This is a genomic window from Rhizobium sp. ERR 1071 (genome assembly GCF_007828675.1).
Classification (GTDB): domain Bacteria; phylum Pseudomonadota; class Alphaproteobacteria; order Rhizobiales; family Rhizobiaceae; genus Rhizobium; species Rhizobium dioscoreae.
Genome location: NZ_VITM01000007.1, coordinates 26,185 through 39,025 on the forward strand (window position 1 = coordinate 26,185; position 12,841 = coordinate 39,025).

The window sequence follows — 12,841 nt, forward strand, 5'->3', positions numbered from 1 at the left end:
ATGAGCCACGACCGGCGACCTTTGCCAGATCTCAGAAGGAAGCGTGAAGATGGGGATGGTCCTAATTCCAGGATTCATGCTCGACGCCGACCTCTGGCGTGACGTTGAACCCGAGCTGGCGGCATATGGCCCAATCATCCATGCCGACCTATCGCAGGACTCGTCAACCGCTGAAATGGCGAGTCGTGCTATTGCTGTGGCGATGGCGGAAATGGTGCTGGTCGGCTTCTCGATGGGAGGCCACGTGGCCCTTGAAATTGTGCGCCAGGCGTCCGAGCGTGTTATCGCGCTGATTCTGATTGCCACCTCTGAGCAAGGCGACCGCAACTGAAACCGAAAAAATTCGAGCTCTTGTCGAGAACGGATCGCCTCGTACGTCTATTTCAAGTGAGGCGTGGAAAACCATCATGCGCGCCCGCCGATTTCCGACGACAAGCATGGGATGGCCGAATGGAGGTCGTTTCGCGAGACGGTCGGAATAGATCCAAGGAGCAGGCACATGGACATGAGCGAATTGAGACCCGCAAAGGAACTGGCCGCAAAACGTGTGAGCAAGTTCACGAACGAAACTCCGGAATACGCCGAGGCAAGGACCGCCCTGCTGGCGGAGGAAATCGAAATCCGGCGACATCTCACGAGGCTTGCGGAGCAGCGCCGGCGCCTGCCTCCAGGTCCCGTCGTTGAGAAGAACTATCGCTTCAAGGATGAGAACGGCGACGAGGTCGGTCTCGCGGACATGTTCGGTCACCACGATACACTAGTGACGTACTTCTGGATGTTCGGCCCACAGCGCGAACGGCCCTGCCCCATGTGCACGAACTTTCTTGGCGGAGCGAACGGCAACGGCGCCGACATCAAGCAACGGGTTGCCTTCAAAATCATCGGTCGCAGCCCCGTGGCACGACAACGCGCCTTTGCCATCGAACGCGGCTGGCGCGACCTGGACTTCGTCCAGACCGTCGGCGACGACTACGCCCGTGACCTAGGCCTGCTGAATGACAACGGATCTGAAAATCCAGGATTCACCGTCTACCAGAAGGATGGGAAAGATATCCGCGTCTTCTACAATGGCGAGATGCCGACCGAAGCGGCGGATCCTGGCCAGGATCCAAGGGGGGCGGTCGATATCGCACCACTCTGGAACATTCTGGACATGACGCCAGCCGGCCGCGGCACAGACTGGTACCCAAAGCTCAATTACTGAGCACGATCATTTTAGTCGTTGGTCTCATGCTACGAGTCAGAAGTCAGATGGAACGACAGCGGCACCACCTCCTCCTTTGAACCGCGGTAAGATGGATGTCGATCCAGCATGCGGGGCTCCGTGAGGCCGGATGTGGAGATCCGACCCGATCTCGTGTACCCGAGCTGTGGACCGACCGCCTGGATTAGCGCGGCGTTGATGCGCAGGCAGGTGATCATCGTTACCTTACGACGCTTGAGGGCATCTGCCAGAGGAGCTACGGGACCACGCGCCAGGTGTCGTGCTCGAGCATCGCTCTGGAGCGTTCGCCGTTGCCCGCGCCGGACGACTTAGAGCGCGCGCGAGAAATCTGGACATGGTGCATGGCCCCTATCGCACAGCGTTGGTACGCCAGTCGTCGCGGTGGAGTCTGAAGCCATGCGTTGAGTCGACAGGCAACGATCGCGAAAAACATTGTCTCGCTCTTGAATAGAATCGAACCGTCGATCTGCTTCAACCAAAAGCCAAGCACGTGATAAGGTTCTCGGTGCACCCGTTGCTGCACCTGAGCTATATCTTCCTCGGTTGTACCTGGAAGTTCAGCCCTGCCACGGATCAACGATGATCACACCAGTTCCATCGAAATCTTTGATATTCCGCGTGACGACAGTCAAGCCATGGACTAGCGCCGTTGAAGCGATCAAGGCATCAGCCTCGTTGCGGCGGTCGGGAATATGAAGATGAGCACAGCGCGTGGCGACGGCATCATCTATGGGCAGAATGCGATCCACAAATTCCGGGCGAACGCGGCTATCCATCCATTCTCGCAATCGGGCGCCTTGTGACGCATCGCGGCGCTGAACGCTCAAGATACCGCGTTCGATCTCCAGCACCGTGATAGCGGAGATAAAGAGTTCACTGGCATCCTGCGAGGCAACCCATTGCGTGACATTTGCATCTCCTTTGCCATCCCCAACCTTGCGCAGTTCGGAAACGACGTTCGTATCGAGCAAGTACTTCAAGACAGATCGACCTCGCGTGCCGCGATTTTGGCTCTAGGCGTATCCACCTCAATAGTCGAAAGGCCGGGCATAGCGAGCGCGTCAACGAGGTTCCTGCGTTTCCCTGACAAACGTTCGAATTCACTGTAGGTCATTAGGACGTGCGATGGCTTGCCGCGATCTGTGATTATCACAGGACCGTTCTGAGCAGCTTTTTTAGCTTTGCTGACGTCATGATTGACTTCTCTGCTGGACAAACTCGTCATGCTCATAGGCGAACCTCCACGTAGGTAAGTACCTACATATAGAGCGTCACTGATTTTTAAGCAATAGTACCGTCGGCTGAAGTCTTGAAGAGATTTGGCCCAGAAGGGTAAGTTCCTGATGTGGCACGGATCGGCTACGCCACGTGTGTAACGCTTTAGCCTTTCTATCAGTTTCAGGGATGAGAGTTTGCAGGAGTGGACATGAAATAAGAAGCGACCTGGGGGGACGAACAACGGCAACGCCTCTAAGTAGAGGATAGGCGAACATGATATTGTTTGGCTTGAGAGCGTTCGTCCGGACAACTGCGCGGGCGACCGCTATCTGCCCTAGGCTCTTTCTCCATCTGCGCTGCCGGAAAGAGGCGTCACCTGCATTCTAATTTATTGTCTTGCTTGTAAAGCGGCCGCTGCCTTAGGAAATATCGCTTATACAGACCGGCAATTTCAAAGAAGATGCCAAACGCCGGTGAATTTTTGTTGCACGCTTCGCTCATAGGCGAGTGATAGCTCGTCTACCGGTTGAATTTACGGTGCCACCAGCACATACCTCAGCCGAGACAAAGGCTCGCAAGCGAGGCGGCCGGGAATGTCGCGCTCAGAACACCAATGGCTGCGAGTGTCAGCCCTGCCCCGCGCCGCAGGGCCGGACCTAGCCAGCGCGCAGTTCGTGACCCAGTCAGCATCACCGCGCCGGCGGCGACAGCTGCAACGGCGGGAATAGTTGCAAGCCCGAAGCCGGTCATGAACAAGGCGCCGCCGGCCATCGAGCCGGTCAGCATCGCCGTCATCAGCGCATTATAGACCATCGCACAGGGCGCCAACCCCCAGCAGATTCCGGCAACGAGTGGTGCCGATGCGTTGAAGGACCCCGAGATGGCCGCTGGCATTTGGCCGATCATACCCATGATCCCACCGTCTAGTCGGCGGATCTTTGGCAGGATGCCGACGATCGAAAGCCCCGACCAGACAAGTGCGGCGGCGGCGATCAGCCGCAGTACCTCCTGCCCGCCCGAAAATCGCAACAGCTGACCGAATATCTCCATCGTCGAGCTGCCGGCTATGATCGGAATCTCGCCATTCACGGCTTCGACATAGATGCGGATCAGCTTGAGGCGCTCCTCTTCGGTCAGGAACGTGCCTTCGCCGGCGTGGCCAAGGATGACGAGGCTCTTCACACCGTCCATCGACGCAAGCCACTTTGCGATCCGCGTGTTCGCGGCATAGTCGACTTCGCCGTCGCGGGTGAATGCGGTCACCGGTGCTGGGCTCAAGCCTCTGAGGTCCATTGGGTGCATGGGTAGTCTCCTCCTTGCCGTCGCTATCCGATTCACAATCAGCGACAGGATCGTTAATGGGAACGTTCCCACTATCGTTTCTGATTTCGCTGGAGTCAACAGGATTTTTCAGGCATCATGGGGATCCAGAAGCAGATCAGGACTCGCCGGCACGGAAATTCCAAATGAATTCAACGGTGGAAGATAGCGCTCGTCAGACGCGCATAACGATTCTCGACGTCGCGGCCGCAGCCGGTGTTTCGAAGTCGACGGTGTCGAGAATTTTAGATGAACGCCTGCCGCGCTCGGACAGCGAAACAGCCAGACGCGTCAGAAAGATCGCCGAGGAACTCGGTTACGTCAGAGATGTTTCTGCGGCCAGTCTTCGTCGCGGCAATACCATGACGGTGGGGATTATCGTACCCAGGCTGACGGACACAGTGATGGCGATGCTCTACGAATCCCTTGCAAAAGCCTGCAGCAGGACCGGGCGGTTTGCCATCGTCGCGACTACGGACGAGAAGCCGAAAGCCGATCGCCTTGCTGCGGAGTCGCTTCTGAAGCGCGGCGTCGATGGGCTCATCTTGTCGACAGCGCGCGACGACGATGACTTTCCCGACATATTGGCGGCAAGAGGTGTGCCGACGGTTCTGGCGCTTAGAACCGATGGTCATAGTCTTTCATCGATCGGCGATGACCGGCTTGGTGGATATCTCGCCACGCGACACCTGCTTGATCTTGGTCATCGCAGGATCGGAGTCATTGCGGGTCCCTCCTATGCCTCCAGCGCGCGGACCCGCGTGGAAGGCTATTGCCAGGCCATGATGGAAATGGAGCTGGAGATCGATCCATCCCTCATTGTTCCATCCACTTTCGGAATCGAATCCGGCGCGGAAGCGGCCGAGAAAATCATGCACCTGCCGCAAGCCCCGACGGCGATGTTTGCGGTTAACGACAATACAGCCATCGGCGCACTATCAGGGCTCATGCGCATGGGTCTGTCAGTGCCAGGCGACGTCTCACTGGTCGGCTACAACGACATTCCGATTGTCAGCCATCTCTCTACGCCACTGACCACCCTGCGGGTGCCCTTCGAGCAGATTGCTGCGAATGCGCTCGATTTATTGGGAAGCGACGCAATATCGCCAGATGACCGTATTCGGGTATCGGCTCCGACGCTCATACCCAGGAAGTCGACGCGATCTGTTACACTGTAAGCTCTTGAAGAGAGTTGAAACCAGAGTCCGCTGCCTCGGATTCTCTAAGCGGTTGTAACTTCTCTGCTTCAATGTAAAGGGATGGTTCGCGACATATAGGTTCCGTTATCGCTCGACGGCAACACATTTCACCTCAGCCAGAAGTCCCGGGTGGGCGAGCTCGGAGACACCCGTCCGAGTCCACGCATAGGTTCCCTTCGGAAACAGCTCGTTTTTAACAGTCCGGAACACGTCCATGTGCTTGGACATTTCGCCGTGATAGATCTCCTGCATCCTTTTTCTTAAAAGCTTTCGGCGCGCCCATGCATTTCAAAGCTTACGCTCATTCCTCGTCCTGCCACCTGCGCAGATTCGTTTGGTCGTGATAGCCCATGCGGTCGGGCGTGGTGATGAATTCCACGGTCGTGCCCCATGGCATGCGGCAATAGCAGACCTTGTTTCCAGGACCTTTTTCGGTTGCGTAGGGAATAGCGCGTGGCGCGGTAAGAGACGTGCCACCGGCCTTTTCGAAGCGCTCGACCGATGCGTCGATATCGTCGGTGTAGACACCAAAGTGCGTAATGCCGAAGTCGCTCGCCCGAACCGGCTGGGCTTGTTCGGGGCCATGCATTTCGAAGAGTTCAATGTCCGGTCCGGTTCCGATCTTGACCATCGCCTGCGCACGCACAACCGTTCCAGGGAGAGCGCCAGTGGCCCGCTCGAATTCGGGTCCTTGCCGCGGTGGGTCCTGCGGTCCAAAGGACTGATAGATTACTTGACCGCCAAATGCTTCCACCAGGAACGATTTTGCTGCTTCGATGTCAGGCACCGTGATGCCGATGTGATTGACGCCGCGAACTTTAGGTGCAGTCATGATAGTCTTCCTTTCTCATTTATTCGATCGAACGCGATCGGGCGCAACTCGCCCGCAATGGCGCCATCCCCCGCCTCACGGCGGGGCGACCGCAGTTTTCAATTGGCCTTGAGAAAATCGATCAGAGCGGCCGCCACTTCATGCGGCCGCTCGTCCGCGACATAGTGGCTGCACCGCTCAATCGAGCCGCCCGTCACATTGCTGGCGAACTCCTTGAGCATCGAGACCATATGCGCACCGAAGCGCTGCTCGCCCCCGAGACCCAGTACCGGTATCTCGAGCGGCTGCTTTTTGTACTCCAGCGCGGCCGCATGGTCAGCGGTGAGGGTGCGATACCACTCCATGCTAGCTCGCGTGCGGCCCGGGAGAGCCATCGCCTTGGCGTAGATCTCGACGTCCTCCGGATTGAAGGCACTGTGATCGTAGAACCGCTCCGCCATGAAGGCCGAAACATAGTCATATTCACGGCCATGAATCAGGCGCTCGGGTAGATCCCGGTTCATATGGAAGCTAAAGTGCCAGATCCTCGCTGTCATCGCCTCCCATTGTGTCCAGCCGGGAAGGGGAACGTCGAGGACGGCCAGGTGGGTAACAGCCTCTCGATAGATTGCGGCCAGCCGCAACGCCACCATTCCGCCAATGTCATGGCCGCACACGGCGTAGCGTTCATGCCCAAGTGCAACCATGACCTCGTGCGCGTCCCGCGCCATCGTCGCCTTGTCATAGCCGTCAAGCGGGCAGTCGGAAAAACCCGCGCCGCGCAGATCCATGGCCACGACGCTGAAATGCTCGGCCAGCAGCGGCATCACGTGATGCCATTCCCACCACGTTTCCGGCCAGCCGTGAAGCAGAAGGATCGGTGAACCGGAGCCTCCCGTGACGGCGTTGATCTTGATGCTATTCACTGGCACCAGCTGCTGGGTAAACCCCTTCAAAGTTGCGATCATGATCCCTTTCCAATCGAGGTTGACATTCAAACAGAGCTTGCGGCCAGCGCTCAGGGCTGGTCGAAATCGGTCGCGATCGTGATGTCGCGCCAGGCGTCGATATCGCGGCGGAAGGAAGCCAGCTTGCGCTCAGCGATCGAATGCGCGATCGGGCCGAGCGGCAGATGAAGCGGAGCGTTGTCAGCATCGACTGCCTGCAGGATCACCGCGATCGCCTTGTCGGGATCGCCCGCCTGATTGCCGTTGTTGGTTTCGCGATAGTGCTTGCGCGAGCTCGCGGCGTATTCCAGCATCTCCTTGGCCGCTATGGTGATCGAACGACCAAGGAAATCGGTGCGAAACGGACCAGGCTCGACGATCAGCACGCGGATGCCGAACGGCTTCAGCTCGTCAGCGAGCGCTTCGGAAATCCCTTCCACGGCGAACTTGGCGGCATTGTAATATCCGCCACCGCCGCTGCCGGCGATGCCTGCGCCGGACGACATGTTGACGATCGTTCCGCCCGAACGTCGCAGGACAGGCAGAGCGGCTCTGGTGGTTTCGATCAGCCCGAACACGTTCACCTCGAACATCGGCCGATATTCTTCGGGCGTACCTTCCTCGATCGCGCCGAACAGACCGTAGCCGGCATTGTTCACGAGCACGTCAAAACCGCCGAATGTCTCGACCGCGTTCGCGACCGCTGCCTTGGCTGCCGCCGCATCCGTCACGTCAAGCGGCAAGGTGATCATGCGGCCGGCGAAAGGCTCAGCCATTTCTCCAATCGTTTTGACATTGCGGGCCGTCGCGATGACCCGATCGCCGCGCTGTGCCGCAGCAAGCGCGAGCCGCTGGCCAAAGCCGCTTGAACAGCCTGTGATGAGCCAAGTCTTCATTGGTTTGTCTCCGCGTTGGTTTCAGGTAACGCCAAGCTATCGACGCCACGAACCGTCATATCGGCCATGATCGACCAATCCTTTTCGCCGAGGCCCGCCAAAACGGCTTTGTCGAGCCCCTCGCGGATAGCTTCGAGCATCGGGAGCGTGCGTCCGATCTCGTTGCTGGCCTCAGTTGCCAGGCGGATGTCCTTGAGTGCGAGCTTGGCCTTAAAGCCGGGCTCGAAGGACCGTTCCGTGATCTGCGTGCTGTAGCTCTCATAGGCGCGGCCCGAGAACAGGGTGCCCAGGATGAGTTCAAAGAAATCCGCGCTGTCGAGGCCGACGCTCTCGGTCAGCACGACACCCTCCGCCATCGCCTCGATAGCCATGGCGATCATCATGTTGCAGGCGAGCTTCGCCGCATTCGCCCGAGCGGGGTTCTCCCCCAACTTCCAGACCTTTTTGCCGAGGGGAGCGAGCAGCGGCTCGATCGCGGCAATTGCATCGGCCTTCCCGGCCGCCAGGATGTTAAGCTGGCCACTCGCCGCTACGTTCGGTCGTCCGAGAACCGGTGCGGACACATAGCCAAGGCCCGCCTCTTCGTGCAGCAGCTCCAGTTCTCGCGCGAAAGCGACCGAGATCGTTGATGTGACAACATGGGTGGTCAGCCCTGGTTGCGCGCTTGCGAGCAGGCCGGCATCGAGGATCACCTCTCGAATGGCAGCGTCGTCTGATAGCATCGTAAAGACTGCATCAGCCTGGAATGCATCCGCCGCGAATTCGACAAGCGTCACCCCGGGGACACTATCCCGGGCGACCTTGCTACGGTTCCAGGCCCAAACGTCATGGCCTGCCTTCACTAGGTTCAGGGCCATTGCCGAGCCCATACTGCCGAGACCGATAAATCCGATCTGCATGTTCTATCTCCTGTTGTTCGGATGAGAGCTGGCGCAGGGTCGGACCCAGCCGCCGGGCGATCGTCAGACCGAGACCTGCGCCAATGAGTTGGCCGATCGCGATGCCGAAACCACAGGAGTGGCTTCGGCGCATGGGTCACGAAACATCCGCAGCCCTGAGCCTGAACATCAAGGCATCGGCATCATTTGCTCGCCGCTTCGGCGATGACGTCGGCGACTTCGCGCGGGTGCGAGATATAAACCGCATGGCTGGCACCGGGCACCTCGGTGACCTTCGCACTTGCCCGCTTGTACAGGGATCGCTCCGCCTCGACGGCGACAGCCATGTCCAGCCCGGCCACGATGCCGTAGCTCGGCTTGGTCTTCCAGGCCGCGTGTTGCGTCTTGGTTCCGAGGATCTTCGCTGATACCGGCACCTGCGAGTTAGCCATGAAATCCGTCTCGGCCTTGGAGAGGTCAGCGGCGAATCCCAGCCGGAACTTCGCTGGATCGAACAGCAGGAAACCGTCTGACGTCGACTTGAACGCGTCCGCGGTCGGACTCGGCCACTTCTCAAACAGATCGCCTACGCTCTCGCCAACATCCGGGACGATGGCCGCGACATAGACAAGTGCCGAAACCTTTGGGTCGACGCTGGCTTCGGTGATGATTTGACCACCATAGCTGTGGCCAACGAGGACGATCGGCCCATTTTGCTGCTCGATAGCGCGGTGAACCGCCTGAACATCGTCCGCCAGCGAAGTATTCGGTTCCTGGACGACCGTGACTTTCAAGCCTTTGGCCACCAGGCGCTCATAAACGCCCCTCCAGCCGCTGCCATCGACCAACGCGCCATGGACCAAAATCACATTTTGGGCCGGTTGCGCGAAAGCGGACGGCGCGCCGAACACCACTGCAAGAGCCGCAGCACCGAGATAGAGAGACTTGAGGGACATTTGCCGTTCCTTCCGAAGGACATGAGGTGATACACGAGAGATGGGCCGATGGGCCGATGGTGGGAATCTAGGTGCTTAGATTTGTTCTTTAAGTGACAAAAATGTATTCTCGACGTTCAGTTTTGTAAGGGTGCCGCGATGGAATGGAGTGACGTCAAAATCTTTCTTGCGGTTGCGCGATCCGGCACGCTCGGCGGCGCGGCGCGTTCTCTTCAGACAAGCCATCCGACCGTCGGCAGGCGCCTGCGCGCACTTGAGCAGGCGATCGGCCACACGCTCTTCCAGCGGACCGCGGACGGTCTTGTCCTGACCGAAGAGGGCCACGGGATCATCGCGCTGGCGGAGCAGATGGAAGAAGGCGCGCTGGCCATGGAACGCCGGCTTGCGGGGCAGGAGCAGAATCTCAAAGGCAGTCTGCGCGTTTCATCAGCCGACTGGTTCGGGGCCTACGTGCTGCCTCCCATACTGGCGGATTTCTCGAACGCCTATCCCAATGTCGATGTCGAGATCCTGACCGGCACGCGCCTGTTCAACCTCGCCCAGCGCGAGGCCGACGTCGCTTTTCGTATCGTCCCGTTCAACACCGCCGATGTCGTTCAGCGGCGCCTCTTCAGGCTTGAATACGGCGTCTACATCGCCGAGGAATCACCTGATCCTAAATATGGCGATGGGGCTGGCTTCCGGCTGATCACCCACGATACGTCGACAGGGCAGTTTCCCGATATCGCTTGGCTCACCGAGAGCTTCCCCAACGCGAGACCGGTCCTGCGATCGAACAACCGTAACGTCCAGGGCCGCATGTGTCGGCAAGGCGTCGGGATCGCCGTCCTGCCCCGCGTGGTCGGCGATCAAATCGCGGGTATCCGCAGACTGGAACTGCCGATGCCGCCGCCGGCGCGAGACATCTGGATGGGATATCACCGGGACCTACGACGTCTTCAGCGTCTTCGTGCGTTCATCTCGACGGTATCGAACCATCTCGTGAGCGCGACCGCATGATGAGCAGCCCGGAGATGATTCAAGACTGCTCGAAAATAGGCCGATCGGTCGCCGCTTGCGATTGAGTTAGCCGCGCCTGTCTACGAAATGGTGCAACCGACGCCCGGTTCGACCTCGAGTTCGACTTTGAAACGCGTGCCGCCGAGCTAGGCTGCAGTGGGTGTCGAAGCCATTGCGGTATCGTCGTGTCGTTCTGTCCGTGTACAAGCAAGCCGCGGAATATCTTTGCTGGCTGGAGGTATCGTCTACGGCGGCAGGAGCCCGCCAAATGAAACCACGAGGCAAGGGACCACCATAGTGGAGGTGGAGCGGGCAGCCCGGCGTCTTATAGCCACGGTCTTCGGCCTGCTACTTATTGAGCTCTCGTCGCCACTGTCCTCTGGTCTGACCGTTCGCGGACAGATTTCCGCTGCACGAGGATGATACCCGCCACCGTCATGCCGCCACCAATAAGATGGTAGACATACAAGGTCTCGCCGAGAAAGATGGCCGCAACGATGGCGGTAAGTATCGGGATCAGGTTCATGAAGATCGCCGTGCGGGCCGCGCCGAGATGCTTTACCGCCGACATCCAAACGAATGGCGCAAGGATTGAACCGGGGATTGCCGCGTAAAGCACCATGGCCGTATTTGACAGGTTCAAACCGGATGGGGCCGACAGCAGATAGCTTGGGACGAGCAGCACGACCGCGGCACCGATCTGCACATAAATCGACGTCCAGGTGGCAAGCGGAATGGCCCAGCGTCTCAGAAGAATGCCGTAAGCGGCATAAGCCAGAACCGCGACCAGCATCATCGCATCGCCGCGCCCCACTCCCTCCGACAGAAGCCTCGATGGATCGCCGTGGCTGAGAACGACAAAGATGCCGGACAAGGAAACAACGCCACCGATCACCGCAAGGCTGGAGGGCCTCTCATGGAAGAAAACTGCGCCGAGGATCAACGTCAGCAGCGGCACGAGCGAGAGCATGATCGCCATGTTGGTGGCCGTGGTGAATCCGGCGGCGTAATATCCGAGGCCCTGGCATGCAGCCATGCCCAGCAGGCCGAGCAGGATGAGCTTGGGCAAGTGGGACGCGATTGTCCGACGCTGGCGCCAGGCATCCCGTCCGACCAGCGGCGTCAAGATGACGAATGCGATGAACCAGCGCTCGAACGCAATAGTGCCGGGCGCAATGGTGCCTGCGGCCAGCTTGCTGACGATGGTATTTCCCACCCAGATGAGGACTGCCAGCAACGAGAAGAGCAGATATTTGATAGGCATTTCGAGCCTCCTTGTTCGTATCGGCTCCTGCCTAGCAAAAGTCTTTCTTGCGATATATAGCGATAAAAGGACATTGAGTTACGACGATAGGACGAAGGATGAAGACTGTCATTCCTGTCGGCAAAGATCCGGCGCCTCTGTCATTCCGCACGGAAAGCTATGGGGCCGGTGCCGTCTTTGAGGAGAAAAGGCAACCCTGGTGCAAGGTCGGTTATGCTGTCAGCGGCGTAATGGAAGCGCGGGTTGAGGGAAGGCGTTTTCTCTGTCCGCCTCATTACGCAACATGGATACCCGCTAACGCGTTACACGCCTGCCATAACCGTGAAAACGTTAAATTCGTCTCGATTTATATCGACCGCGATCTCTGCGTCGGCATGCCCGAAACAGCCTGCACGCTCGAGCTCAGCCCACTCATCAAGGCGATCCTTGCTGATTTTGCCATACGTGGGATAACGGTGCCGGAGACGGATGCGGATCGGCGGCTTGCATTCGTCCTGATCGATCAGTTGCTGAACGCGCCAAGGCGCGAGAGCTTCCTGCCCGTCTCGGGCGACGATCTGCTGCAGCCGCTGATCGACGCGCTGCAGGCGGATCCGAGCGACCGCCGCTCCCTATCAGAATGGGCACGATCTCTTCAAACCACGGAAAAAACCCTATCACGCCGATTCAGCGGACATCTCGGCATATCGTTCAACGAATGGCGACAAAGGCGGAAGCTGATTGCTTCGCTGTCGCTGATCGAAGACGGCAGATCAGTGCAATCTGTCGCAAAGATCCTAGGATATAACAGTTCTTCCGCGTTCATCACTATGTTCCGGCGACAGACCGGAACGAGCCCAATGAATTTGCGACCTACGCTATACAGGAAGATCAGCGCTGATCGCCGCAATGCACTTGGCTCTTGAAAGGGTCTGAACCTGCGGTCCCTTCAACTACTTTGTTCCATTTCAATGAGCTAGTATGGCAGGCAGCATCATCTGACACCGTCGTGCCAGAATCTTCTGCAGTTTTCAAAAACACCAACTGTGGCGCTCGCTCTTAAAGCGCTCGTGGCAATGCTTCCGCCGTTTCCATCAAGTTGCGGGGGGCGCAGACATACATGAGGACGCCGGCCCCCCGCAAATGCCA

The 12,841-nt window shown here is 58.6% G+C and carries 14 protein-coding genes and 1 pseudogene; 5 read left to right on the top strand and 10 right to left on the bottom strand.

The window, feature by feature from the left end; genetic code table 11:
- Positions 1-55 precede the first annotated feature (55 nt).
- Both FBZ99_RS22670 and FBZ99_RS22675 read left to right on the top strand, forming a co-directional pair.
- A complete protein-coding gene (locus FBZ99_RS22670; RefSeq protein WP_331275830.1) occupies positions 56-331 on the top strand; it encodes an alpha/beta fold hydrolase in 276 nt (91 codons plus the stop codon).
- Between the two features lie 168 nt (positions 332-499).
- Positions 500-1,204 (top strand): DUF899 family protein, encoded by a 705-nt coding sequence (locus FBZ99_RS22675; RefSeq protein ID WP_145634916.1) that lies wholly within the window; start codon positions 500-502, stop codon positions 1,202-1,204.
- A gap of 578 nt (positions 1,205-1,782) precedes the next feature.
- On the opposite strand, the gene FBZ99_RS22680 is transcribed toward FBZ99_RS22675, so the two are convergent.
- The 4 genes and pseudogenes from FBZ99_RS22680 to FBZ99_RS33570 form a co-directional block, all read right to left on the bottom strand.
- Complete coding sequence (locus tag FBZ99_RS22680) at positions 1,783-2,205, bottom strand: type II toxin-antitoxin system VapC family toxin (protein WP_113352360.1); 423 nt, start codon at positions 2,203-2,205, stop codon at positions 1,783-1,785.
- Positions 2,202-2,456, bottom strand: a complete 255-nt coding sequence (locus FBZ99_RS22685; RefSeq protein WP_113352359.1) for a type II toxin-antitoxin system Phd/YefM family antitoxin — start codon at positions 2,454-2,456, stop codon at positions 2,202-2,204. The genes FBZ99_RS22680 and FBZ99_RS22685 overlap by 4 nt, the downstream gene beginning before the upstream one ends.
- Before the next feature lie 542 nt (positions 2,457-2,998).
- The gene (locus FBZ99_RS22690) at positions 2,999-3,493 is read right to left on the bottom strand and encodes a sulfite exporter TauE/SafE family protein (RefSeq protein ID WP_233790204.1); all 495 of its coding nucleotides are present in this window, start codon (positions 3,491-3,493) and stop codon (positions 2,999-3,001) included.
- 9 nt (positions 3,494-3,502) lie between these two features.
- A pseudogene (locus tag FBZ99_RS33570) lies at positions 3,503-3,745 on the bottom strand (dihydrodipicolinate synthase family protein); the annotation flags it as partial.
- Positions 3,746-3,909: 164 nt separating this feature from the next.
- Here FBZ99_RS33570 and FBZ99_RS22695 point away from each other — a divergent pair.
- Positions 3,910-4,941 (top strand): LacI family DNA-binding transcriptional regulator, encoded by a 1,032-nt coding sequence (locus tag FBZ99_RS22695; protein ID WP_145635258.1) that lies wholly within the window; start codon positions 3,910-3,912, stop codon positions 4,939-4,941.
- 322 nt (positions 4,942-5,263) lie between these two features.
- Here the strand turns inward: FBZ99_RS22695 and FBZ99_RS22705 are convergent, their stop codons facing one another.
- The 5 genes from FBZ99_RS22705 to FBZ99_RS22725 all read right to left on the bottom strand — a co-directional run bounded on the left by FBZ99_RS22705 (position 5,264) and on the right by FBZ99_RS22725 (position 9,450).
- Positions 5,264-5,794 (bottom strand): VOC family protein, encoded by a 531-nt coding sequence (locus tag FBZ99_RS22705; RefSeq protein ID WP_145324660.1) that lies wholly within the window; start codon positions 5,792-5,794, stop codon positions 5,264-5,266.
- Positions 5,795-5,892: 98 nt separating this feature from the next.
- Positions 5,893-6,741: an alpha/beta fold hydrolase gene (locus FBZ99_RS22710; RefSeq protein ID WP_145324658.1), complete on the bottom strand. Its 849-nt coding sequence runs from the start codon at positions 6,739-6,741 to the stop codon at positions 5,893-5,895.
- 50 nt (positions 6,742-6,791) lie between these two features.
- Complete coding sequence (locus FBZ99_RS22715) at positions 6,792-7,616, bottom strand: oxidoreductase (RefSeq protein ID WP_145634923.1); 825 nt, start codon at positions 7,614-7,616, stop codon at positions 6,792-6,794.
- Complete coding sequence (locus tag FBZ99_RS22720; protein ID WP_145634926.1) at positions 7,613-8,515, bottom strand: NAD(P)-dependent oxidoreductase; 903 nt, start codon at positions 8,513-8,515, stop codon at positions 7,613-7,615. The genes FBZ99_RS22715 and FBZ99_RS22720 overlap by 4 nt, the downstream gene beginning before the upstream one ends.
- 182 nt (positions 8,516-8,697) lie before the next feature.
- Positions 8,698-9,450 (bottom strand): alpha/beta fold hydrolase, encoded by a 753-nt coding sequence (locus FBZ99_RS22725; RefSeq protein ID WP_145634929.1) that lies wholly within the window; start codon positions 9,448-9,450, stop codon positions 8,698-8,700.
- A gap of 138 nt (positions 9,451-9,588) precedes the next feature.
- Here FBZ99_RS22725 and FBZ99_RS22730 point away from each other — a divergent pair, with 138 nt between their 5' ends.
- Positions 9,589-10,449 (top strand): LysR family transcriptional regulator, encoded by an 861-nt coding sequence (locus FBZ99_RS22730; RefSeq protein WP_145324650.1) that lies wholly within the window; start codon positions 9,589-9,591, stop codon positions 10,447-10,449.
- Between the two features lie 352 nt (positions 10,450-10,801).
- Here FBZ99_RS22730 and FBZ99_RS22735 read toward each other — a convergent pair whose 3' ends face one another.
- Positions 10,802-11,713 (bottom strand): DMT family transporter, encoded by a 912-nt coding sequence (locus FBZ99_RS22735; protein WP_145324648.1) that lies wholly within the window; start codon positions 11,711-11,713, stop codon positions 10,802-10,804.
- A 98-nt stretch (positions 11,714-11,811) separates the two neighbouring features.
- On the opposite strand from FBZ99_RS22735, the gene FBZ99_RS22740 reads away from it, so the two are divergent.
- Positions 11,812-12,618 (top strand): AraC family transcriptional regulator, encoded by an 807-nt coding sequence (locus FBZ99_RS22740; protein ID WP_145634932.1) that lies wholly within the window; start codon positions 11,812-11,814, stop codon positions 12,616-12,618.
- The last annotated feature ends 223 nt before the right edge of the window (positions 12,619-12,841 follow it).